This is a genomic window from Ruegeria sp. AB5 (assembly GCF_056542645.1).
Genome location: NZ_JBQGAE010000007.1, coordinates 184,017 through 206,124, shown reverse-complemented (window position 1 = coordinate 206,124; position 22,108 = coordinate 184,017). Strand labels below are relative to the sequence as shown.

20 protein-coding genes are annotated in these 22,108 nt (G+C 52.3%); 14 read left to right on the top strand and 6 right to left on the bottom strand.

Annotated elements, in window-relative coordinates; translation table 11 throughout:
• The first annotated feature begins 47 nt into the window (after positions 1-47).
• The 4 genes from ACR0L4_RS14385 to ACR0L4_RS14370 all read left to right on the top strand — a co-directional run bounded on the left by ACR0L4_RS14385 (position 48) and on the right by ACR0L4_RS14370 (position 2,625).
• Entirely contained in the window at positions 48-926 is an 879-nt protein-coding gene (locus tag ACR0L4_RS14385) for a phytanoyl-CoA dioxygenase family protein (protein ID WP_170431472.1), read from the top strand.
• Positions 926-1,534 carry an HD domain-containing protein gene (locus ACR0L4_RS14380; RefSeq protein ID WP_170431637.1) on the top strand — a complete coding sequence of 203 codons (609 nt, stop codon included), beginning with the start codon at positions 926-928 and terminating at the stop codon, positions 1,532-1,534. Before ACR0L4_RS14385 ends, ACR0L4_RS14380 begins: the two co-directional genes overlap by 1 nt.
• A gap of 158 nt (positions 1,535-1,692) precedes the next feature.
• Complete coding sequence (locus tag ACR0L4_RS14375) at positions 1,693-1,845, top strand: hypothetical protein (RefSeq protein WP_170431470.1); 153 nt, start codon at positions 1,693-1,695, stop codon at positions 1,843-1,845.
• A 402-nt stretch (positions 1,846-2,247) separates the two neighbouring features.
• The gene (locus ACR0L4_RS14370; RefSeq protein WP_170686449.1) at positions 2,248-2,625 is read left to right on the top strand and encodes a methyltransferase domain-containing protein; all 378 of its coding nucleotides are present in this window, start codon (positions 2,248-2,250) and stop codon (positions 2,623-2,625) included.
• Positions 2,626-2,695: 70 nt separating this feature from the next.
• On the opposite strand, the gene ACR0L4_RS14365 is transcribed toward ACR0L4_RS14370, so the two are convergent.
• Positions 2,696-2,854 carry an FAD-dependent oxidoreductase gene (locus ACR0L4_RS14365; RefSeq protein WP_170686450.1) on the bottom strand — a complete coding sequence of 53 codons (159 nt, stop codon included), beginning with the start codon at positions 2,852-2,854 and terminating at the stop codon, positions 2,696-2,698.
• 71 nt (positions 2,855-2,925) lie between these two features.
• Complete coding sequence (locus ACR0L4_RS14360; RefSeq protein WP_170431464.1) at positions 2,926-3,756, bottom strand: HAD-IIA family hydrolase; 831 nt, start codon at positions 3,754-3,756, stop codon at positions 2,926-2,928.
• A gap of 718 nt (positions 3,757-4,474) precedes the next feature.
• Between ACR0L4_RS14360 and ACR0L4_RS14355 the strand changes: the two genes are divergently transcribed.
• The 8 genes from ACR0L4_RS14355 to ACR0L4_RS14320 all read left to right on the top strand — a co-directional run bounded on the left by ACR0L4_RS14355 (position 4,475) and on the right by ACR0L4_RS14320 (position 14,238).
• The gene (locus ACR0L4_RS14355; RefSeq protein ID WP_170431462.1) at positions 4,475-6,037 is read left to right on the top strand and encodes an ABC transporter substrate-binding protein; all 1,563 of its coding nucleotides are present in this window, start codon (positions 4,475-4,477) and stop codon (positions 6,035-6,037) included.
• 73 nt (positions 6,038-6,110) lie between these two features.
• Complete coding sequence (locus ACR0L4_RS14350; RefSeq protein WP_480513676.1) at positions 6,111-7,100, top strand: ABC transporter permease; 990 nt, start codon at positions 6,111-6,113, stop codon at positions 7,098-7,100.
• 89 nt (positions 7,101-7,189) lie between these two features.
• Positions 7,190-7,996: an ABC transporter permease gene (locus ACR0L4_RS14345; protein ID WP_367647821.1), complete on the top strand. Its 807-nt coding sequence runs from the start codon at positions 7,190-7,192 to the stop codon at positions 7,994-7,996.
• Entirely contained in the window at positions 7,993-9,816 is a 1,824-nt protein-coding gene (locus tag ACR0L4_RS14340; RefSeq protein WP_170431458.1) for an ABC transporter ATP-binding protein, read from the top strand. Before ACR0L4_RS14345 ends, ACR0L4_RS14340 begins: the two co-directional genes overlap by 4 nt.
• 137 nt (positions 9,817-9,953) lie before the next feature.
• Positions 9,954-10,604, top strand: a complete 651-nt coding sequence (locus tag ACR0L4_RS14335) for a Na/Pi cotransporter family protein (RefSeq protein WP_480513674.1) — start codon at positions 9,954-9,956, stop codon at positions 10,602-10,604.
• Between the two features lie 3 nt (positions 10,605-10,607).
• On the top strand, positions 10,608-11,591 hold the full coding sequence (locus tag ACR0L4_RS14330) for a Na/Pi cotransporter family protein (protein ID WP_480513672.1): 984 nt from the start codon (positions 10,608-10,610) through the stop codon (positions 11,589-11,591).
• Between the two features lie 590 nt (positions 11,592-12,181).
• Positions 12,182-12,973: a DeoR/GlpR family DNA-binding transcription regulator gene (locus ACR0L4_RS14325; RefSeq protein ID WP_170686451.1), complete on the top strand. Its 792-nt coding sequence runs from the start codon at positions 12,182-12,184 to the stop codon at positions 12,971-12,973.
• Positions 12,974-13,566: 593 nt separating this feature from the next.
• Positions 13,567-14,238 carry an adenosylcobinamide amidohydrolase gene (locus tag ACR0L4_RS14320; protein WP_170686452.1) on the top strand — a complete coding sequence of 224 codons (672 nt, stop codon included), beginning with the start codon at positions 13,567-13,569 and terminating at the stop codon, positions 14,236-14,238.
• Between the two features lie 392 nt (positions 14,239-14,630).
• On the opposite strand, the gene ACR0L4_RS14315 is transcribed toward ACR0L4_RS14320, so the two are convergent.
• The 3 genes from ACR0L4_RS14315 to ACR0L4_RS14305 form a co-directional block, all read right to left on the bottom strand.
• The gene (locus ACR0L4_RS14315; protein WP_170431450.1) at positions 14,631-15,425 is read right to left on the bottom strand and encodes an HAD family hydrolase; all 795 of its coding nucleotides are present in this window, start codon (positions 15,423-15,425) and stop codon (positions 14,631-14,633) included.
• A complete protein-coding gene (locus tag ACR0L4_RS14310) occupies positions 15,422-16,678 on the bottom strand; it encodes an iron-containing alcohol dehydrogenase (RefSeq protein WP_480513684.1) in 1,257 nt (418 codons plus the stop codon). The genes ACR0L4_RS14315 and ACR0L4_RS14310 overlap by 4 nt, the downstream gene beginning before the upstream one ends.
• A 103-nt stretch (positions 16,679-16,781) precedes the next feature.
• Complete coding sequence (locus ACR0L4_RS14305) at positions 16,782-17,462, bottom strand: hypothetical protein (RefSeq protein ID WP_480513669.1); 681 nt, start codon at positions 17,460-17,462, stop codon at positions 16,782-16,784.
• Positions 17,463-17,786: 324 nt separating this feature from the next.
• On the opposite strand from ACR0L4_RS14305, the gene glpD reads away from it, so the two are divergent.
• Together glpD and ACR0L4_RS14295 are read left to right on the top strand one after the other, a co-directional pair.
• Positions 17,787-19,430, top strand: coding sequence for a glycerol-3-phosphate dehydrogenase (gene glpD, locus ACR0L4_RS14300; RefSeq protein WP_254436291.1), 1,644 nt, complete (start codon positions 17,787-17,789; stop codon positions 19,428-19,430).
• A gap of 229 nt (positions 19,431-19,659) precedes the next feature.
• Positions 19,660-20,397 carry a pyridoxine 5'-phosphate synthase gene (locus ACR0L4_RS14295; protein ID WP_170431445.1) on the top strand — a complete coding sequence of 246 codons (738 nt, stop codon included), beginning with the start codon at positions 19,660-19,662 and terminating at the stop codon, positions 20,395-20,397.
• A 138-nt stretch (positions 20,398-20,535) separates the two neighbouring features.
• Here ACR0L4_RS14295 and pdxR read toward each other — a convergent pair whose 3' ends face one another.
• Positions 20,536-22,014, bottom strand: coding sequence for a MocR-like pyridoxine biosynthesis transcription factor PdxR (pdxR, locus tag ACR0L4_RS14290; RefSeq protein ID WP_170431443.1), 1,479 nt, complete (start codon positions 22,012-22,014; stop codon positions 20,536-20,538).
• Positions 22,015-22,108 lie beyond the last annotated feature (94 nt).

The following is a 22,108-nucleotide window of genomic DNA, read 5'->3' as shown; positions in this document are numbered from 1 at the left end:
GAGGTGGTGTTGCTCGAACAACTGCAGATAGACAGGGAGGACCGCGAATGTCCGCATCACTTGCTCTTGAAAATGGCCACCTGAGCGACGCGCTGGTGGCGCAATACTGGCGGGACGGATTCCTGTTCCCGCTCGACGGGCTGACTGCCAAGGAGGCCGCGGCGGCGCGGGCGGAATTGGAACGGATCGAGGCAGACTGGCTCGATGCGGGGCTCCCTTTGCCGCTCAATACCTACAAGCGGATTAACGCACATCTGGTCATGCCCCTAGTGGACCGGATTGCACGAAACCCACGTATTCTGGACGCGGTGGAGGGGATACTCGGGCCCGACATCATGGTGTACTCGGGCGAATTCTTCATCAAGGAGGCGCAGACAAAACACGTGGTCACCATGCATCAGGATCTCACCTACTGGGGGCTCGGTGCCATAGATGGGCTGGTCACGGTCTGGGTGCCGCTCTCGCCCGCCACACGGGCCTCGGGGTGCATGGATTTCGTGGCCGGCTCGCACAAGAACGCGATCCTACCGCACGCGGATACTTTCGCGGAAAACAACCTGTTGAGCCGCGGGCAGGAAGTGGCGGTGGACGTCGCTGAGGACGACAAGACCGCTATTGAGCTGCAACCGGGGCAGATCAGCCTGCATCACGGGCTGACAATCCATGGCTCCGGCCCCAACACTTCGGATGACCGGCGCATTGCCTGCGTGATCCGGTATATCCGCCCGGACATGGCCACTGAGGGCGGGCATGAAGAATGGGTGGTCCCCGTTCGGGGTGAGGACCGCCACGGCAATTTCCGCCACGCAACAAGCCCCTCGGGGCTCTTTGAGCCGGAGGCGTTGGCACTTTACGAAACAATTCGGCAGTCGCAGGCCAAGGTTTACATGAAGGGTGCCAAGGGCGCGAAGGAGATGTTCATATGATGGATCGCGTGAATTTCACCCAGATGAAGGACGGGACGAGGGAAGAGTGGGAGTTCCTGACCGAGCACGAGATCGAACACAACATCCAAGGCACGGCAGATCGGCTGCTCGAGTCGCTGGTGGATCTGGACGAGAGCCCGTCGCCCTTCCAGATCACGCAGCTGGGACATTCGGTGCAATCGGCAACGCGGGCGTGGCGCGACGGGGCGGATATCGACTGGGTCGTGTCTGCGCTTTTGCACGACATAGGCCACATCTACGCGCCCTACAACCACGACGAATATGCGGCGACGATCCTGCGCCCATTCGTGCGCGAACAATGCGCCTGGTGTGTGCAGACCCATGGCGATTTCCAGATGCTCTACTATGGGCATCACGTGGGCGGCAATCAGCACAAACGCGACCGGTTCAAGGGCCATCCCTATTTTGACGATTGCGCGGAGTTCTGCGAGCGCTGGGATCAGGCAAGCTTCGATCCCGACTACGATGATCTGCCGTTGGAGTTCTTTGCGCCGATGGTGCGCGAGGTCTTTGCCCGCCAGCCCTATGACCCGGCTGTGATCCGGGCGGGCGAGCGCGAACCGCTGGTGGGCGCGCCGCGGGGGTGATTGGCGAGAAGGGAATTCGTCTATAGGGAAAAAAGTGGACGACTTTTGCGCTGCCCGCAGCCGGACTATCCCGCCGCTGGGCCAGTGACTGAGAGGGGCGGTTAACTCTGGTGATGAGACCGCCCCACGACGGTATCAAACTGCCAAGGTGGGTCTTAATGCAGCAAGGATCGCTTGAACCGTATGCTGAAAACCGAAGACGGTATGATCTGGGTCCACTGTCCGGCAACCACCGCGTCATCGCCTTCGCTCCATTCGTGAATGAAACCCTGCCGGACGTCATCGAAATGGATCGCGAGCGCGGGCGCTGACCTCCCTTTGACCCAAGTCGGAAACTAATCGCCGAGGCGACCTTGTGACTGGAAGCAATTGCGAAAGTTGCCCCAGCAAATGCCTGCTTCGTACCGCAGACTGGCAGTTCGCATATTGCTCGATTTCGCACGTGCAGCGAATGTCACCTCTGACTGGCCGCGCCGCAGCATCTTGACCGGTAGGTCGACGGCAGCTCTGGGCCGTTGATAGGTAGTGGAAAAACGGGGCAGGCCTTATGCTGCGTCCGCTCCGGGGTCTGCAACGAACCCTTGTTCCCGAATGCCGCAGAGAGCACCAAAGTCTGAATTGCCTTCGTATCGGTAACGTTCAGCGACACCGCCCCTCTTCCCGACCACTAGCCGCAATGCTAGCGTAACTGCCAGGAATTGGGGGATCACTCTATGGGTATGGAATACGACGACGCCGCAGCGGAGCGATTAGAGGCGGTTTACCTTGGGCCGGACGTGGTTTCTCAAAGAGACGACACCCTTCGAAGGATTTCGGTTCAAAGGGGCGAGCGGGTCTTGGATATTGGAAGCGGGCCCGGCTTTCTTGCGGCTCAAATAGCGGATCAAACTGGACCCGGTGGTGAAGTTGTAGGCATCGACATTTCAGAACAGATGGTGGAGCGCGCAACGAAACGAAGTGAGCACGACTGGCTAAGCTATCGTTGTGCCGACGCGACCGAACTCCCGTTTGAAGACAACACTCGGTTCGGCCCACCGTCTCCAGCGCCTGTACAGGCTACAAATTTTGACCATTCCGCGCCAGCGGGATAGTCTCATCGTGTCGTGAAAACCAAAAACGCTCATAAGAACGTAGGATCCTGCCCCCTCCGGCATTAGACCCCTATGAGGCCCGCTCACCAGGTTCTCGCTCGTCCACGAGGACTACGTCGAGCCCCTTACGCTGGAGATTAAGCGCCGTCGCGACACCGACGATCCCGGCGCCGACGATCGCCACCGACGTAGTGATCGTCCCGTCGCCTGCAGATTCCGGTGAGTTCATGTTCACGTCCTGGATTTTGGAGAGTGCAGTAACTTCACTCAAAAACTGAACTTGAGAAATTTCTCACTCGATCATTCAGGATTTCGGACCTGCAACAAATCTGCCAACTCTCCTGTGTGCTCTACGACCAGGCTTGGTGAAAAGGCACTGTCTTCAAGATCTTCCTTGGATGTTTCCCCAGACATTACCAATATGCCTGTCAGGCCATTGTCCTGAGCCATTTTTATATCGGTGGGCAGCAGATCCCCGATTACAGCAGTCTGGGCGGCAGTCGTTGTAAGACGAGAGAGAGCGGCATCAACCATCCTGCTATGTGGTTTGCCAATGATCAGCGGGCGTTGGCCCGTGGCGGGCGCAAGCAATTCGATCATCGATCCGCAATCCGGGACATTGCCGTTTTCCTTGGGACATATCTGGTCTGGATGGGTTGCTATGTATGGAACACCGTTCTGAATGAGTTCGGCTGCTTTTCGAATTCTGGCATATGTGATTGACATGTCAAATCCAAGCACAACGGCATCTGGTTTATCACCCTCGTGTTCAGCTCCATCGCCGTTCACGACAGTTAAACCGCCTTCCTCAAATTCCTTACGCAAACCTGGCGTGCCAACAAGATAGATGCGTCGATAAGGTGTTTCGGTAATGAGGTAGTGAATCGTTGCCCAACCAGCGGTCAGAACCTCGTTGTCTTCAACAGGAATACCAAGCCGACGTAGTTTGGATGCATATTCAGCGGTGCTCTCGGCCGAATTGTTAGTGAGAAATAGTCGCCTGATACCCGCATTTTCCAGAGTTTTTAGAAATCTCATCGTCCAGGGGAACAGCTGCTCGCCGATATAGATTGTTCCATCCATATCGATAATAGCGCCGCGCAAGTGGTCCAAATTTTCAACTGGTTTCATGAGCATATCCATGAGTTAGCTATTGGTTGATTGGATGGAGAAAACGTTGCCTCAAATTCCTAACGCTATTTGCGACCCATGCGATGACAATGTAAAACCCCCTGAGCCGCTATCCTCGACATACGGCTTAATACTCGGACATTGGTACCAGAGTTGAGCCAAGTTTTTCAGCCGACGTCAAGTGAAAGCAGAGAAAAAATTGGTTCCTACCAACTTAGAAGGCACTTCGACATCTATGCCCTGAATGGCGATCTGAAACGAACAAAGGTGAAGTACTTCCACCACGATCTCAGTCTTCCTTGGATGCTTTGACTCCGTCAAATTTGAATTCGGTAATAGTCATTTAAAAATATTTACTTGCGCCTGATTTTTGCGGCTGAAATCTTCTCGTGATCTCCTGCTTCTTCCGCGTCATCTAATTGTCATGATCAAGTTACAAAATCAATCAAGGTATCTGCCGTGGGATTAGTAGGTCCCTAGCTGAGTTGAATGCCAATAATGGCACAAAAAATTTGCAAGACCAGCACACAATGTGGTAGGTACAACATATTCCGCGATATCTCTACTTTCTTGATGTTCGCGGGTGTATCACGATGAGTGTTTTGGCCTGAGGAGGCCAGAACAAATGCGTCGGATCTTCAACCGGGTTGGAGGTCTTGCATACTGCAGCGATGCAAAGCCAAGAAATCGGCTTGTTCGTGCTTTGGGAGGAGGTCCGATGGGACAAACAAAATTCAAAAATGGAATATCTCGCCGCCGGTTTGGCCAGGGGGTTCTTGGCATCGGAGCTGGTGCTGCCTTAACAGGCGCTTTCCCGAGAATCGCCAGCGCCGAGACAGTAAAAAAGGGCGGTACAATCCGGATTGCCCTTGAAAGTTCGGATCCAAGCGAAAGCATGGACCCTATCAAGATGAACAGCAACATTGAGGCTGCGCGCTGTACTCAAATTTACAACAGTCTTGTGCGCATGGGAAACGATCTAAAACCTGAGCCTGCGCTTGCTGAAAGCTGGGAAGCAGACCCAACTGCCACCCTATGGACGTTTAATATCCGTAAGGGCGTAGAATTCCATAACGGCAAGACGCTGACATCCGCTGATGTGATTTACAGCCTCGAGCGCCACCTTGGCCCGGATACAGAATCGCGCATCAAGGCTTTCATGGAGCAGATCACCGAGATATCGGCTGACGGGGACCATGTCGTCAGGATCAAGATCAGTAGTCCAAATTCTGAATTCCCGATCACGTTGTCCAGCCCGCGGGCCATGATTATTCCTGAGGGTCACACAGACTTTGAAAACCCAATTGGGACTGGCCCGTTTAAAATGGGCGAATTCAAAGCTGGGATCAGTTCGACCTTTGTGCGGCAGGACAACTACTGGAAGGAAGGGCTGCCCCATGCTGATGCCGTGGAGACGTTCAGCATTCCAGACCCAGTGGCGCGAATGAACGCGTTGTTTGCGGGCGAGATTCACTTGGCGATCAGCATTGATGCCAAATCGATTCCTCTCTTTGAATTAACACCAAGCGTTGAAGTTATAGCGGCGAAGGGTGGCCAGAAGGTTTACAATGCGATGATGTGCGATCGTGGCCCGACGGACAACAAAGATTTCCGGCTTGCGATGAAATATCTTCAGGATCGTGAGAGAGTACTGAAAAGCGTCTATAAAGGCTTTGGGCAGATCGGGAACGACCATCCGATTGCACCGTCGGATCCGATGTACTGTGCCGATATTCCAATTCGTCCCTATGATCCGGACAAGGCAAAGTTTCACCTGAAAGCTGCTGGAATGGAAAATGCGACTGTCGATATTTACACATCAACAACTGCTGGCCCCGGCAATGTTGAGCAGTCACTGGTGTTCCAGCAAACTGCGGCTGCAGCAGGACTTACAGTTCAGGTTCACCAGACGCCGCCCGAAGGGTATTGGAGCCACACGGCAGAAAAGTATCCAATATTTGGATCGCATTGGAATGCCCGTCCAACTGCAGACCTCATGTATGCAACAACTCACATGACATCGTCGCCGGGCAATGAGTCCAAGTACTTCAATGAGACCATAGACCAGCTCATAGCACAAGCTCGGGCAGAGCTGGATGACACCAAACGGAAAGCCATCTGGTGTGATTTGCAGATGATTGTTCATGAAGACGGCGGTGACTTGGTATCCTGTTTCGTCGACTACCTTCACGGCCGGTCAGCAAATCTCATGGGCGTAGAGCCTCATCCAAGCGGCGGTCTCAGCGATCAGTTTAGCGCAGAGTCTGCTTGGCTGGCCTGATAGCGCGTAACTAACATCTTGCCCGGTTTATGCTTCTCTGGTTGAACCTGCAAAGAAGCGTAGATCGGGCAAGATGACAATAGTGCCGCCAGCCGCGCGGCAGGGGAGGTACTTTATGACAGGTCTGATTTTTCGCCGCTTGGCTCTCGGATTGGTCACAATGTGGGTTGTCTCATTGCTTGTTTTTGCAAGCACCGAGATCCTTCCTGGAGATGTCGCGGAATCCATTCTTGGAAAGGAAGCGCCGGACGACGTTATTGCTGTAATGCGCGAAAGGCTGGGGCTAAACGAGCCAGCATATGTGCGGTATTGGCATTGGCTTAGCGGTCTTTTCGTAGGAGATCTTGGTGTTTCGCTTGGCAGTGGCAGAGAAATTTCCGAACTGATTGATGATCGTTTGTGGAATACGGTGCGTCTTGCTTCGGTCACAGCGATTATCGCAGTACCTCTAGCGGTTATCCTTGGCTTGATTTCCGCGATGCGTGCAGGGACTTTTTTGGACCGCTCGATCTCGATCGGAACCCTGTGCATGATTTCCCTTCCGGAGTTCTTTGTGGCCGCGCTCCTGGTTTATGTCTTCGCTGTCCAATTGCGGTGGCTGCCTGCACTTCCGATTGTCCGTCCGGATCAATCTCTATGGAGTGCGCTGACCGCAATGGCGCTGCCCGTAATGACGCTAACATTCGCAGTGCTTGCACATATGGCGCGGATGACGCGCAACGCGGTTATCAACGTATTGTCCTCGGCCTATGTTGAAATGGCTCTGTTAAAGGGTGTTCCCAACTGGCGCATCATCCTATTTCATGCATTCCCAAACGCGCTTTCCCCGATCATCAATGTGATCGCGCTTAACCTGGCCTATCTGGTTGCAGGTGTCGTGATCGTCGAGACGGCCTTCGGCTACCCCGGGCTTGCCCGGCTTATGGTTGATGCTGTTGGGACACGCGATGTCCCGTTGGTGCAAGCGTGCGGAATGATCTTCTGCGCAACGTATGTGTTATTGAACCTACTCGCAGACATACTCTCAATTCTAAGCAATCCACGCCTGAGGACACAAAAGTGACGACAGATAATGCTGATGCTTCAGAAGCGATTGCTTCACCCGAGGAGCAAAATAGTCGCAAGAAACGCGACAATCTAAGGCTTACGCCGGTGGCTTGGGTCTCAATTTTTATTATTGTTTTCTGGGTGGTTGTCGCGGTCTTTGCCCCGATTTTGGCACCATTTGACAAGGCCGATATGGTGTCATTTGAAAGTTTCAAAGTAGTTGAGGAAGCCAGCTTTCTTGGGACCGACTACCTTGGACGGGATGTGCTGTCGCGGATTATTTATGGCGCCCGCATGACATTGGGACTGGCGTTGATCGCGACGTTGATTTCCTTCACAACCGGAATTGTTCTGGGTTTTGTCGCCGCGATTTCACCCGGCTGGATTGATCAGGTTCTTAGTCGAACCGTAGATGCCATCATGGCGTTCCCGTCAATCATGCTGGCTCTGATCATAATCGGTGGTGTCGGCACGTCGCTTCCGGTGGTGATCCTGACCGTAGCGTTGATTGATGCAACACGGGTGTTTCGCTTGTCGCGCGCGTTGGCACTGGATGCGTCTGTAATGGATTACGTAAGTGTCGCCCGGGCGCGGGGTGAGGGTGTGAACTGGATCATGCTCCATGAGATCCTTCCCAACACGATAACGCCTCTGGCCGCTGAGTTCGGCATTCGCTACACGTTCGCGATTTTGTTCATCAGCTCGCTGAGCTTCCTCGGTCTGGGCGTGCAGCCGCCGGGCGCAGACTGGGGCGTGATGGTCAAAGAAAACCTCCAAGGTCTTCTTTACGGCGCGCCTGCGGCGCTTATTCCTGCGGCGTGCATTGGGACAATATCGGTCGCAGTCAATCTGCTGGTTGACTGGTTTCTCCATCGCTCAAGCGCAATGATACCAGAGGAATTGATGGGATGAGTAATCTGTTAGAAGTCAATGATCTCTGGGTTGAGGGGCGTCCACCCGGCGGCGAGTATGTGCCGATTGTTAAAGGGATTAGTTTTTCCATAAAGCCGGGTGAAGTCCTGGCGCTTATTGGAGAATCTGGATCGGGGAAATCTACAATATCCTTGTCAACGATGGGATATGCCCGTCCTGGATGTCGTATCTCAAAGGGTGAAGTGCTTCTCAACGGAGAGGATGTGTTGTTGCTAGATATGCAAAGCCGTCGCGACCTAAGAGGTGCACAAGTTGCCTATGTGGCGCAAAGTGCTGCGGCGTCTTTCAACCCGTCGCTGAGAATAAACAAGCAGGTGACAGAGGCCCCGACACTCCATGGGATCATGAAAGAAAACGAAGCCGTTAGTCACGCAGTTGATTTATACAAGACCTTGGACCTTCCCAAACCTGAAACGATTGGAAAGCGCTACCCACACCAGGTAAGTGGCGGGCAACTGCAGCGACTGATGGCTGCCATGGCATTGTCCTGCACGCCTGATTTGCTTGTTCTCGACGAACCGACCACGGCATTAGACGTTACCACGCAAATCGAAGTGCTAAAAGCGTTTAAAGAAATCATTTCGCGCGAAAACACGGCGGCGATTTACGTAACACATGATCTGGCTGTTGTGGCTCAGGTGGCAGACCAAATTGTTGTGCTGCGTAACGGTGAAATGGTGGAGCATGGATCGACAGAACAGATATTAAAGCGCCCGCAGCACGAATACACTAAGACTTTGATGTCCGCGGTTCGCCAGACACCCCCAAAAGATCAAGCCCACGAAGAGGATCCGGCAAAAGCAGATACTCATTTGGTAGAGGTCAGGAATATGACGGCCGCCTATGGTCCGGTGACGATCCTCCGGGACGTGGATGTCGTGGTAGACAAAAAGGAAACCATTGGCGTCATCGGGGAATCCGGTTGTGGCAAAAGTACGATGGCACGAGTGATTTCCGGCTTGCTGCCTCCGGTAGCTGGTGAAATACGTCTCGACGGATCGGTCCTGCCTGGCGCAGTGAAAAGACGAAGTCGAGAAGAGTTGAAGCGCATTCAATTCGTATTTCAGATGGCCGATGTCGCGCTTAACCCTCGTCAGACCATCGGAAAAATCCTAGGCCGACCGCTCAAATTTTATCACGATATGAACCCGGCACAGTGCAAAGAGCGTGTGGGCGAATTGCTGGAAATGGTCGAATTGCCGCGCGAATTCGCCAAACGCTTTCCTGGCGAACTGTCAGGGGGGCAAAAGCAACGCGTAAACCTAGCACGGGCCTTGGCGGCGGAACCCGAAGTCATCCTTTGCGACGAGGTGACTTCGGCGCTGGATACCGTCGTTGCGGCGTCTATTATCCGGTTGCTTGAGAGCCTGCAAGAAAGGCTTGGTGTTTCTTATGTATTCATCAGTCATGACCTGTCTACCGTCGCTGCCTTTGCAGATCGCATCGTGGTTCTTTATGCAGGGCGCGTAGTAGAACAAGGGCCGACATCTCGAGTTTTATCACCGCCGTTTCATCCCTATACGAAGCTTCTTCTTTCTTCGGTGCCGGAACTGCGCCAGGGATGGCTTGAAGATGTAATGGAGACTCAGGAAGCGCGCAGCGGTATCGCTCAAAATGTCACTTTGAGTGCGGTTGGGTGCCCGTTTACTGATCGTTGCCCCATGTCCATCAAAGGTGTGTGCGACACGCAGACCGCACCGATCAGAAAGCCGGTCGCTGGTCACGAAATCGCCTGCCATCGTGAGATTGAGGAATTGAACGCAGGAGTGAGTCTTGCAGAGGTTTCCGCACCCGCGTGAAAATACGTTCGCGATGGCATCCAATCTTCAAATGATCTTTGCGTAACGCCCGAAAAATTATGTGACCAAGGCCTCGAACAGGAACCCGAATAAACATGGCCATCATGAGATTCCTTGTTGATTTGGCTGGCGCGACGATGCTGCTGCTGTTTGCTGTGCGCATGGTGAGAACCGGTATTGAACGGAGCTTTGGCGCATCGTTTCAAAGGGTGCTCACTCAAAACACGAACTTGGTCAGTTCAAGCTTTACTGGAATGGCATTGGCGATGGTACTGCAAAGTTCGGCGGCAGTTGCTTTGCTTGCATCAGGGTTCTTGGCCAGCGGCTACCTGTCGTTTTCCAGCGGCCTGGCCGTTGTACTAGGCGGCGATCTGGGTTCGGCTCTGGTTATTCAGATACTGTCATTCAAGATGGACTGGCTTATTCCAATGCTGTTGGCGATCGGAGGTTGGTTGTTTGTAACAACTGAGCACAAGAAAGGGCGGCAGCTCGGTCGAATTCTAATGGGTGTCGCGTTCATACTGATTTCTCTGCAATTTCTGAGGGACGCGATGGACCCTGTCCGCGAAAGCAGCTTCTTGCCTGCGACCGCAGACTATCTGGCCGGCGATTTCATCACTGCCTTCATCATAGGTGCCGCGTTGGCTTTCGTTTTTCACTCCAGTGTCGCGGCAATTCTCATGTGCGTGACGCTTGTTCAGATTGGCGCAATCCCGTTTCCTGCTGCGCTTTCATTGCTTCTTGGGGCCAATCTGGGTAGCGCCTTTATCCCTATTTGGCTCACATGAGGAATGACTGTCGAAGCGCGCAGAATACCCGTCGCTAACCTGATGTTGCGCGGAAGTTGGGCATTGGTGGCGTTGTTGGGGATTAATCTTGCGATAGACCCTACTGTCCTGATGCTTGCCAGCCCTGGCCAATCTCTTGTTTACGCCCACATCGGATTTAACTTGTCTCTACTTGTGGTTGCTCTTCCGTTCTCCCGATCATTTGAAGCGCCAATTAGTCTGCTAATGCCGGTCAAGTTGGGCACCGATCTAAAAATGTCCGAACAGGAAATGACCAGCGCACTGGACCCGGCGGCGCTGAGTAACCCAAGGCAATCAATTGCCAGTCTCAAACGAGAACTATTGCGTATGACAGATCTAGTCGACCGCATGTTCCGAACCGTGCTGCAGCTGTATGAGAGCGGCGATAGAGAGCAAATGCTAGCGATGCGAAGCCAGGATGAGTTTGTGAACTCCGCACTTTCGGGTATTCGGTCCTATGTTGCGAGCATGCCGGCTGGGACCTATGCGAAGCAGGACATGAAAATAGTGCGTGGATTGATGGACTATGCCATCCGACTGGAAGCGGCTGGAGATATCATCGCCAAAAAGCTCACGGCCATTGCAAAGGAAAGGCAGGAAAAAAAAGCGCGCTTTTCCGAAGAGGGATGGATGGAACTGGTGCACATGCATGAGGCTGTTTGCGCCAATCTCAAACTGGCTTGCAATGTACTAATCTCGGATGACCTGGAAAGCGCTCGCTTGCTGGTCATGGAAAAGTCTGAAATCAAAAGAGCAGAACGCAAAAGCCGGAAACTCCATTTGGCTCGTCTCCAAAATGGTCGGGAAGAGAGTTTTGAAACCAGTGATATGCATCTGGAAACGCTGCGGGCACTTCGTGATATCAACGGTCATATTTCGGCAATCGCCTACCCAATTTTGTATCGAAACGGACAATTGCTTGAAACGCGTCTTATTCAGGACAAGAACATGAAGGAGGCTGGATAATATATAGCGGTGGTGTCACCTCGATTGCTATCGCCCCGAACTGACTATGTTCGGAGGTCGGTTCACTTAGGGGATGTCTGAACAACGCGCCGCCCTTGCGCTATTGCGAAAGCAGGTTCTTCTAAGACCACTAGTTTCAAGTCGAGCGAGCCACGGAAAGCGCCGCACAGTGAGCCTGAGCTTGATATCAGGCCTTCTACTTTATACCAAATAGATGGACGTGACCTACAGGCAATGACTTCGGCGATCACCAGAACCTTGCACAAGCCGGAAATGGAATCCATTTCTGGGGTCGATGTGGTCACTGCTCATGATCCAAGCTGCAAAAACTGGATCAAAAAAATTGAAAGCAGAAGAACCTGTCGCGACTGCAATAACTCTTCAAGGCCAACAGATTTACTACACCCCATGCTGCAGCTAAGCTTCCACAGGCCGTTGCATGCGAGGATGCGGGTACTACTCCGAATCTCTGTTCGTCGGGTTGTATCAAATGCGACTTTCACATATTTTTTAGCCAAGTTACTCCAATCTGAGAGCCAAAATTTTGGCTGTTACGGGGTAACAAGTTCACTGGAGAGAGCGATCGTGGAATGTTAAGGAAAAACGAGCGGCACGAGCGTATCTTACTAGAATTGAAAGCCCGACCAACCGTTCGAATTTCAGAATTGGCAGAAGAGTTTGGTGTCACAACAGAAACCGTCCGTCGAGATGTCGATGAAATGTCGAGAAAAGGCTTGGTTGATCGAACGTATGGCGGCGCCGCAGTTACGCCACTAGGTTCGGAGCCAACGTATGAGGTTCGCGAAAGAGTATTTAGGGAGGAACGAACTCGTATTGCAAAATATGCTCTTTCTATGGTCACGTTTGACGAAGTGTTGATGGTTGACGCCGGGTCAACGACCACTGAGTTTGCATCACAACTTGCAGCGTCGATCTCTGACAATTCTCCCAAAAAAATCACTGTTATTACTAATAGCATCAGTGTCGCTCGTGCATTAGGGGCTTCGAAATCTATTCGAACTGTCCTGTGCCCTGGAGATTACACAAGTCACGACGCTGCAGTATCGGGGCCTGCAACACTAGCTTTTTTGCGTCAATTTCACGCAAACACTGCAATAATTGGAGCGGGGGGTATCACGACCGAAGGGATCTCGGACATCAGCTCGGGTGGCTGCTGGGTCAAACGCACAATGCTCGAGCGAGCGGATCGGCTAATTCTGCTTGCCGACAGAAGAAAATTTGGCGTTAACCAAACTGAGGTTGTTTGCGGCCTAGACCAAATTGATGATCTGGTCACTGATCAGGAGCCCTCACGAGATTTATCGAACACCCTAGTTTCGGCCAATGTCAGAGTAAGCGTTGCAGGTGACCCAGCTCTTTGAACCAGGCTGTTTTAAGCATAGAAACTTAGGCATAGATTTTTTCGTTTCTTGTTCTGCCCCTACCCTGTGTCGATCTTTGCTAGGGGATTCCCCGTTTTCTCAGAATGACGGGCTGGTGCCGCTATTTGAGCTTGCCAGCATTGTCTGAGGCATGTTCTCGATAGCACTGTAAGGTCGCTTGGATTTTCAACGCTTCAACTACGAACCACACGGAGACCCCGATGACAGCTTGCATCAACACAAACGCCTTCTGTGCGTCCGCAAACCTTGATGCTTTCATCGTTTCCGCTGCTTCTGCCAGATTGGTAAGTCCCAACAAAAACTCAAATCACAACTGTTAGGAAATTCAGGATTCAGAGCGACGGTGAAGATATTCCAAAACTAACCGTATTCAACTCTCTGACCAGCACTGAATATCCAGTTAGCCGGACCATTTGCTTGTGGAACCGAACCCTGAAGGCTATATCCGATTTACCATATACCCAACTGAATACGTTTAATTTCGTAAAAATTGAAAGCACCGGTACTTGCCGAAATCGAGCATGCATCGCGGGATAAAAGCAGATAGAAGATAGTCAACATTGAGGCGGCCGATGCACGAAAATATCTCCCTTGATCGGCCTTGGCTCGAATTTGATTTACAAAGGCAGCTACGGGTGCTGAGCTGGTCACTCAATCGACCGGGATTTACTAATTCCAGGCGAATTGTTTGGCGGGAAGTGAGCAATGCCGAGCTACCCAAGCACCTTGATGTGAGAAAGTGGTTGGCCGGGGAGATCGCGATGCGCGGAATATCTGATGCTGTGGTTCTTCTCACTTCGCGCGATGTCCGGTCTGCTTGCCATAAGGCAGTCGCGATTGATGATACTGAAGTTCAGGCGGTCGCAACTGTTGGTCTCTTGAATGCCGAGAGAGTGGGGCATAGGAGAGACTGGGCAGGTCAGGACTGGGGCACAATAAATGTGGCAGTAAGAATTAATCACGGTCTCAGTCACTCCGGATTACTGGAAGCGATGAGTTTAGTTGTTCAGGCACGTACCGCTGCGGTAATCGATATCGGGATCGAAACGCCTTTTGGTCTGGCAACCGGCACCGGAACGGATTGCGCTGCTGTCGCCGCCCCGCCTGGGGATATTCATTTTTGTGGGCTTCACACAGAAGTCGGTGAGGCAACAGGGCGAGCAGTGTATGACGCTGTGTTCCAAGGAGCCAGGGCATGGCAATCCAGCCGTGGAAGAATACTAGGTACCTTGGAGGAACCCTAATATGCCTTGGCCCAATATATGGGTGAACATCGGTGACGTTGCCCTCTGATCCAGGCCGTTCAGGCGTAGAATCTGTTCCTGCTCCTTGAGGTTGATCTGGTTGTGGTCAAGACCGGCTGAGTGGTGCCATTGCAAAGCTCAAGTGAGGCCGGTCAGGGCGCGTCGCTGATCCCGTACCAGCGGCATACCTCCCGCGCCTTTGCGCCCGCCTCATACTCTTGATCATCCCGATGATCTGTTCGTCTGAAAATCTGAGTTTCATGGTCCATCCATTGGTTGGACGGATCACTAACACTTCAGCGGTCACCCAATCCAAACCGCAAGCAGCGCGGAAACTACGCCACGTCCTTGGACACTAAAAAGGAGAATTCAACGGGCCCTCAACGGTGGTGTTACCGCGTGTTCAGAATTTTCTGCGCGATTTCAACGAATCCACGGGCACCGGGGTTGTTTGTCACCCACTTAGGCGGAGCGAGCATTGTCGTTTCGAACGCCCGCACATTGGCAACCCCAACGGAGTTCGCAAAGAAGTCAAACATCGGACTGTCATTTGGTGAATCACCGACAAAGACAATCTGTTCGTTGTTGCCCTCAGCGGAAATGCCGAAGTCTCTTTGCAGAAACGAGCGGGACATAGTAAGTTTGTCGAAACTTCCAAACCAACCGTTCACATGAATTGAAGATACTTTGGCTATCGCATCGTGTGCTTCGAAAATCCCGACGATCTTTTCGACATCCGCCGCACTCAGCGGTGGGACATCTTCGCAAAAATCAATCGCCAGATCAGACTCTCGATAGGGCTGATCCGCAGAGATGGCCGCACCGGGGACTTCCGCAAGAACCCGATCCCTGATGACCTCAAGTTTTTTCCAGGCGTCGGCGCGTTGTTCGGTGCTTTTGGCATAAACACGATACATTCTGCGATCAGTGTCGCTGTAGCGAAAGCAAAACGCTCCGTTCTCACCGACAACTCCGTCGACAGGCCACTGACGCGCAATCAAATCACACCAACCTGCTGGTCGTCCGGTTACCGGAACAACAATAATACCCGCATTTCTGAGGTCTTCCATTGCCTGGTAGGAACACGCAGGCAGGCGCCCTTCATCGGTCAATGTATCGTCGATGTCGGTGAGAACAGCGCGCACCGACTGCAATTCCTGTTGCGGAAACTCGGAAAGCGGCTTCATGCCTGTAAAACCTCACCGGCAACTTGCTCGAGAATGCCGGCAGAAGCTGCAAAATCCAGACATGTGAATCGATCCCGAATCAGTCGGGACTTTACGATTGCATCCTTGTAGAATTCAGCCGGGACGCCGATATCCTGAGGGCTTGTCGGAGCATTGACCGCCTCAAGAGCAGCGCGAATCTGATCCACTGGTCGCATGACCTGGTTAAGCTGCAACTGAATCTCGGGCCAATCCGTTGCCAAATGCGCGTTTGCCTCCGCCGCGGCTTCCGCGCTGAGCATTTTGCCTTTAAAGGAATTCCAGCAGGACGTGCCAAGCTCTTCACCAAATACAGCAATTACATCCTCTTCTGTTTCCTTATTTGCGCTGATTACCGGCGCAGCATCACCCCGATACAGGCGCTCTTGCAACGCGGAGCAGGCAAGCGTCGTTACTGAAATCTGCTCTCCGTGATAGCTGAGGGGCCAGTCGGAACTACCAAGCATGTCAATGACATGGGCAACCAAATGCTCACCCTGACTTGCTGGATCGGACCCACCGCAAATCGTCATTCCAAGTCCTGAGAACACTAGCGTTCTGGCCAGCACTCTGATCGCATCGATATCGCCTTCGATCAGTGCACCGGCACGATCGACAAGAACATCCTCTTCGTCTCTGAGCAGCATGAACGGCGCTTCGCGATAGGGTTTACCCAGAATCAGATGAGCTGCCAGCCAGTCGGTTTGCGTTGTAGAACGACAGACGGAATCGCCAAAGCCGGATGCAATCAGCCGACGTGGTGCAGCAGCCAACACGTCGAGGTCCAGAAAGACGCCTCTTGCGGCTGACGCCGATAGTGTTTTTTTGTGCCCGTGCTCGGTTATCGAGGCGTTGACAGATGTATAAGCGTTCATCGACGGCGCGGTCCCAAATACCGCGTAGGGTAGGTCAAGCCTGCGCGACACCATTTTCCCCAAATCACAAATGCTGCCCGATCCGACCGAAACGACACCGGTAATTGACGGGTCCGTAACCTGGCCCATTATCAGGTCAACTGTGTCCATATCAGGATGGGGCAAATGCGGAAGAACGAATTCACTTACCTTCAAATTGCTTTGCAAGTTCGCGACAATACTCTCACCCATTGCCTGACGAGTATCTGGGTCGGATATTATGAATACGTGCGATCCAAAATTGAGTGGAGCAATCAGATCATAGGCGGATTTTGCCAAATCTCGATCAATGACGACTGAACGAATAGGAACACTCAGCATCCCAGATCCATCAGGGTCGGGCAGGCATCCGGAAAGAAGTCGGTCAAGCAAATCTGTCATTTATTCAGTAGATCCATGCAAAAAAGGCCATCAGATGTGTAGGTCAAGCGGCATTTGTTTGGGCGCTCACTTTGGCACAATCTGCCATCACGGCCTTTAACTGGTTTCGGATCGATCCCATGCGGGATGCGTAGGAGCCATTGAATACACCGGTGCCAATCGTAAATGCATCGGCCCCTGCCGCAGCAATGTTGCCGATCTGATCGATGTCGTTTACCGAACCCGCGACGATAAGGTACCCATCGCCAAGCCCCTTGCGTGCCGCCCGGACCAAAGAAACGGGATCGGCTTCGGTGGCACGATAAGCCAGAATGTCACACCCAGCACAGTTCCTCTCCATGAAGTCGCGGCAATGGTTTTCAACATCTGCCTCGTTCCCGCCCAGCTTGGTCGGATGACCCTCAGGGAATCCTGGAAACGGGTAGTAGGACGTGTTGGTTCCTTTTACGATTTCAGTGATCTCAGCCACCTGCGTGCCACCCAAAAGACGCTGTACACCAAGGTCAACGGCGGTTTTTGCGGAGTTGATTGCCTCTTCATCCGTTGTCGAAACCACTTCCATATAGGAAATTGCGCCGGAAGCGTTGATCGCATCCGTCAACGCTTTCAGCGTAGCCTTGTCGACACCCACATCCTTAAAGCCCACGTGGGTAAGGCCAACCGGTAGGATCTCCTCATGAAGTTCCAGGCAGTCTTCGACCGTCTGATCGTCTTTCGTGAGCATGAATATGAAGTCCACTGCAATCTCCATTGCGTCGAAGTTGATTCAAGTCTGAATGATAAACACAAAATGTGGTAAGAGCAACATTTACGTTGTTACCTACAAACTTCGGGTGTACCGTGGCTGTGGATTTCAGCGCTCTTTGTTGGAGTTCTCGCACAACAGAATTTTCGTGGAGATGCGAACGCTAAGAAACACCGGGCTGCCTTGCGAGCCTATTAGAGACTTATTAGCGACGTGCGGTCGTTGGAAAACTGTGGACACTTGTTCGCAATCCATAGCCCCCGAAAAACTTGAACAGTTTTTCGGGGCACATCGAAGCAATGGATGCAAATGGAGAAAATATTGGCAGTGAGCACGCCCGAATCGGAAGTCGACCTGTTTATCATCGGTGGCGGTATCAACGGATGCGGTATCGCGCGCGACGCGGCCGGTCGCGGGCTCTCTGTCGAGCTAGCTGAGATGAACGACCTGGCCTCTGCTACTTCGTCGTCGTCGACCAAACTCTTTCACGGCGGGTTGCGGTATCTCGAATATTTTAAGATTCGTCTGGTTCGCGAAGCACTGGTCGAAAGGGAGATTCTTCTCAAGGCCATGCCGCATATCAGCCGTCCTATGCGGTTCGTATTGCCCTATCATAAGGATCAACGCTTCGAAAACTCAACTCCAACGTCTCGCCTGCTGAGCATCATGATGCCTTGGATGAAAGGGCGACGGCCAGCGTGGTTGATACGACTTGGTCTGTTTCTTTACGATCACCTCGGAGGTCGAGAGATTTTGCCGGGGACGTCGACAATCAACCTGAGGAGCGATGTTTCCGGCGAACCTTTGCAGGAACGATTCACTCGGGCTTTTGAGTATTCCGATTGCTGGGTTGACGATGCGCGTCTGGTGGTTCTCAATGCCCGAGATGCCAAAATCCGCGGTGCCAAAATCCGCACGCGCACAAAAGTTATTTCAGCAAAGAGGATTAACCGGCACTGGTGCATCACAACTGAGGACACAGAAACCGGTGCACGAAAGAAGACCTGGGCACGCTGCCTGGTCAATGCCGCCGGCCCATGGGTGGGCGGCATCATTGCGGATGTCATGCAGATCGAAGCGGGCGCAGGAGTACGATTGGTAAGAGGCTCCCACATCGTGGTGAAAAAACTCTTCGATCACGACAAGAGTTACTTCTTTCAGGGCGAGGACGGGAGAATCATTTTTGCGATTCCCTACGAAGCGAACTTTACTTTGATCGGCACAACAGATGCCGATCACTCCGACCCGTCTGTCGCACCAATCTGCACGGCACAAGAGACTGATTACCTCTGCGCGTTCGCGTCCAAATATTTCAAAACACCAATCAGTTCTGATAACGTGATCTGGAGCTACTCAGGCGTGCGCCCGTTATATGATGATGGTGCGGGATCTGCCGCAGCGGCTACCCGGGATTATGTCCTGAAGTATGACGACGACGAAGGGGCACCAGTTCTAAACGTATTTGGTGGAAAAATCACAACATACCGGAAACTGGCTGAGCAGGCATTGGCATTGATCTCGGCCTCTCACCCGCAAGCCACAAAAACTTGGACGGGCGGAGTTGCGCTGCCGGGAGGTAACTTTAGTGTCAAGGACATTCCCTCCATGATTTCCAAGCTGAAGGCAGACTATGCATTTCTGGACGATATTTGGGCGAACCGATTGATCCGAGCCTACGGATCTGAAGCGAAGGACGTTTTGCAGAATGCAGAAAAAGTCGAGGATCTTGGGGAGCATTTTGGTGCCTCACTGACGGAACGGGAAGTCTTGTGGTTGATCGAGCAGGAGTTTGCACGGACAGCAGAAGACGTCGTTTGGAGACGCACCAAGCTCGGACTTACAATGGACAAAAACCAAATATCGCGCCTAGATGAATTCATTGAAGCAACCATCGCGAAACATGCCGGCTTGAAACACAAAAGTTCTGTTCCGATTTGCCTTAATTGAAGCAGCACGGGTGAGGCAGGCCTTCTCCTATGTTGGAGACGTTTCTTGGTTTGGTACAAGCAGCTGATACATCGCTTGTTCGATTCCAACTTTCCATAGGTTGGTTCTCGACATTTATGATCTCAGGGGATTTTGATGGAGAGATATTGACCGCACTCGTCTGTTTTGATCATAGAAACTGTGCCACACTTAACCTAACATCGAGCAAAAGTGGCGAAGGAAAAAGCGGGTGACTAACCTATCTGTTAATCTCAATGCAGTGGCGTACTTGCGGAACAGAAGAGACGTCCCTTGGCCAGACCTGATCAACATCGCTCGACTTGTACTTGATGCCGGTGCCCATGGCATCACTGTCCACCCCAGACCCGATGAAAGACATATTCGACGTAGTGACGTTCAAGATTTATCAACACTTATTCGGACTGAATATCCTTTAGCTGAATTCAATATTGAAGGGTATCCATCACCAGAGTTTTTGGAACTGGTCTCTGATGCGCGGCCAACACAGATTACACTTGTGCCTGACCATCCAGACCAGTCTACGTCAGACCACGGTTGGGACATCGACTCCAACGTGGACTTTCTGCGGACCGAAATAGGCAAATATCACAACGCGGGCAGTCGCGTTGCATTATTCGTCGATCCAAACCCACGGAACGCCGATCTTGCCTTACACGTTGGCGCGGATCGGATTGAACTCTACACTGGACCGTACGGAGCAGCTCAAGACGATCAGGACATTCAAAAGGAGCTTGAATTTTTAGCATCGACAGCCGAGCGGGCAAGTATGCTCCAAACACTGAAAGTCAATGCGGGTCACGATTTGACAGTTGAAAATCTTGAAACCCTAACGGACCGTGTTCACAATATCGCTGAAGTCTCAATTGGACATGGAATTACTGCTGAAGCGCTTGTGAGAGGCTTCTCGGCGGCCGTACGAAGATACTTGAACGTGCTAAGTGTCTAATTGTGTATTCTTTGGGTCATCTGGCTGCACTTGCTGCCCCAACGATTGATGTTGTCAGGTCGAATTGAACCGACCCCTAATACCGACTTAGATCTTTTAAACTCCCGATATTCCACTCGTGGCAAGTTGTTCGTGCGGCTAAAGGGTTCTAAGTGTTTCTGACATGCGCTTTACTAGTTTCGGCATGTGCCGTTCATTTACTCCGGAAAATCCCAAAACAATCCCAGAGCGTTCCAACGGCTCCGTACAGTAAACGGACAATGGAAGGCACTCGATGCCGACATCTAGTAGGGCCCTATGTGCCGCTTGATCGTCTACATTGTTTTTCAGCCAGGCCAGCATATGCATTCCGGCATCTGTCGGTTGGGGTTCAAGACTATCAGCACATTCCGTCACCAAACAATCATGTAAAATGTTGTGCCTTTCGCGGTAAACTCGGCGCATCTTTCGGATATGGTCAGAAAACCTTCCGTCATCCATGAACATTGACAGAGCCTTCTCCACAACTGAAGAAGAACTCTGCCCAAGCAAGTTCTGGGCCAGCGCAAAGGCCTCTACAAACGCAGGGGGCACCACGACATAGCCAATTCGCATGGCCGCAAACATAGACTTGGAAAACGTGCCGACATAGAAAACGCTGCGTTCGCTATCCAGCGCACTAAGCGCCGGCAGGGGTTGCCCGCGATACCGGAATTCGCTGTCATAGTCGTCTTCGACAATCCAGGCACCACTTTCACGGGCGTAATTCAGCAACATCAGCCGCCGGGAAAGGCTCATTGTTGTGCCAAGTGGCTGCTGGTGCGATGGTGTTGTGAAGATCAATGCCGGTTTGGAGTGCTTGGCGATCGCGTAATTAATATCCATACCTTCTTCGTCTATCGGTACGGGTACTACATTTGCTCCCAGCACCTCCAAGACTTCTCGTCCTGCGATGTGGCCCGGGTTTTCGTACCAGACAGTGTCGGTTGGATTCAGCAGTACCAGAGCCGTTAAGGCGAAAGCCTGCTGTGCCCCGGCCGTGATGATAATCTGCTCAGGATCTACTTGCATGCCGCGTGTGTTTATCAAATGCCTGGCAATGGACTGGCGGAGCGAACTCTGACCTTTGAATTCACCATAGCTCATGTTCTGTCTGTCGCAGGAAATCGCTGCGTCCAGCAGGTATTTGTTCCAAAGTTTGACTGGAAATAGCTCTAGTGCGGGCACACCCGGACGAAAGGGATCGACCTTGCCCAGTCGCACTGCGGATTTAGAGGGCATTATCTTTTTCGCGCGAACAGAGATCACTGTACTACCCAATCTGGGTTGGCGGTGTGGTCGCTGAAAATCGGGCAAGGCTTTGACATCCAGTCCCTCGGCCACAAACGTACCCGCGCCAGTTTTTGACCGAACGAAGCCTTCTGTCGACAGCTGCTCATAAACCGATTTTACCGTGATACGTGACACCCCGAGTTCGTCGGCAAGCTCTCGCGTTGAAGGTAGTTTTTGCCCCGGCTGTAGGTTGCCTTCCAGGATCAAACGGCGCAACGACGCGTCGATTTGCCGGTAGATTGGCTCGGACGTGCCGCGTTCAATACTCAGGTTTTGGAGCAATGCTCCCTTCGGGGGCTTTGGCATAGCAGGATCACAATGGGTCTATAGAATCTTTCATAATGGATATAGATGACCCTTCCAAATCAAAATAACCTGAGAAGGCAACGTCAATCGAGAC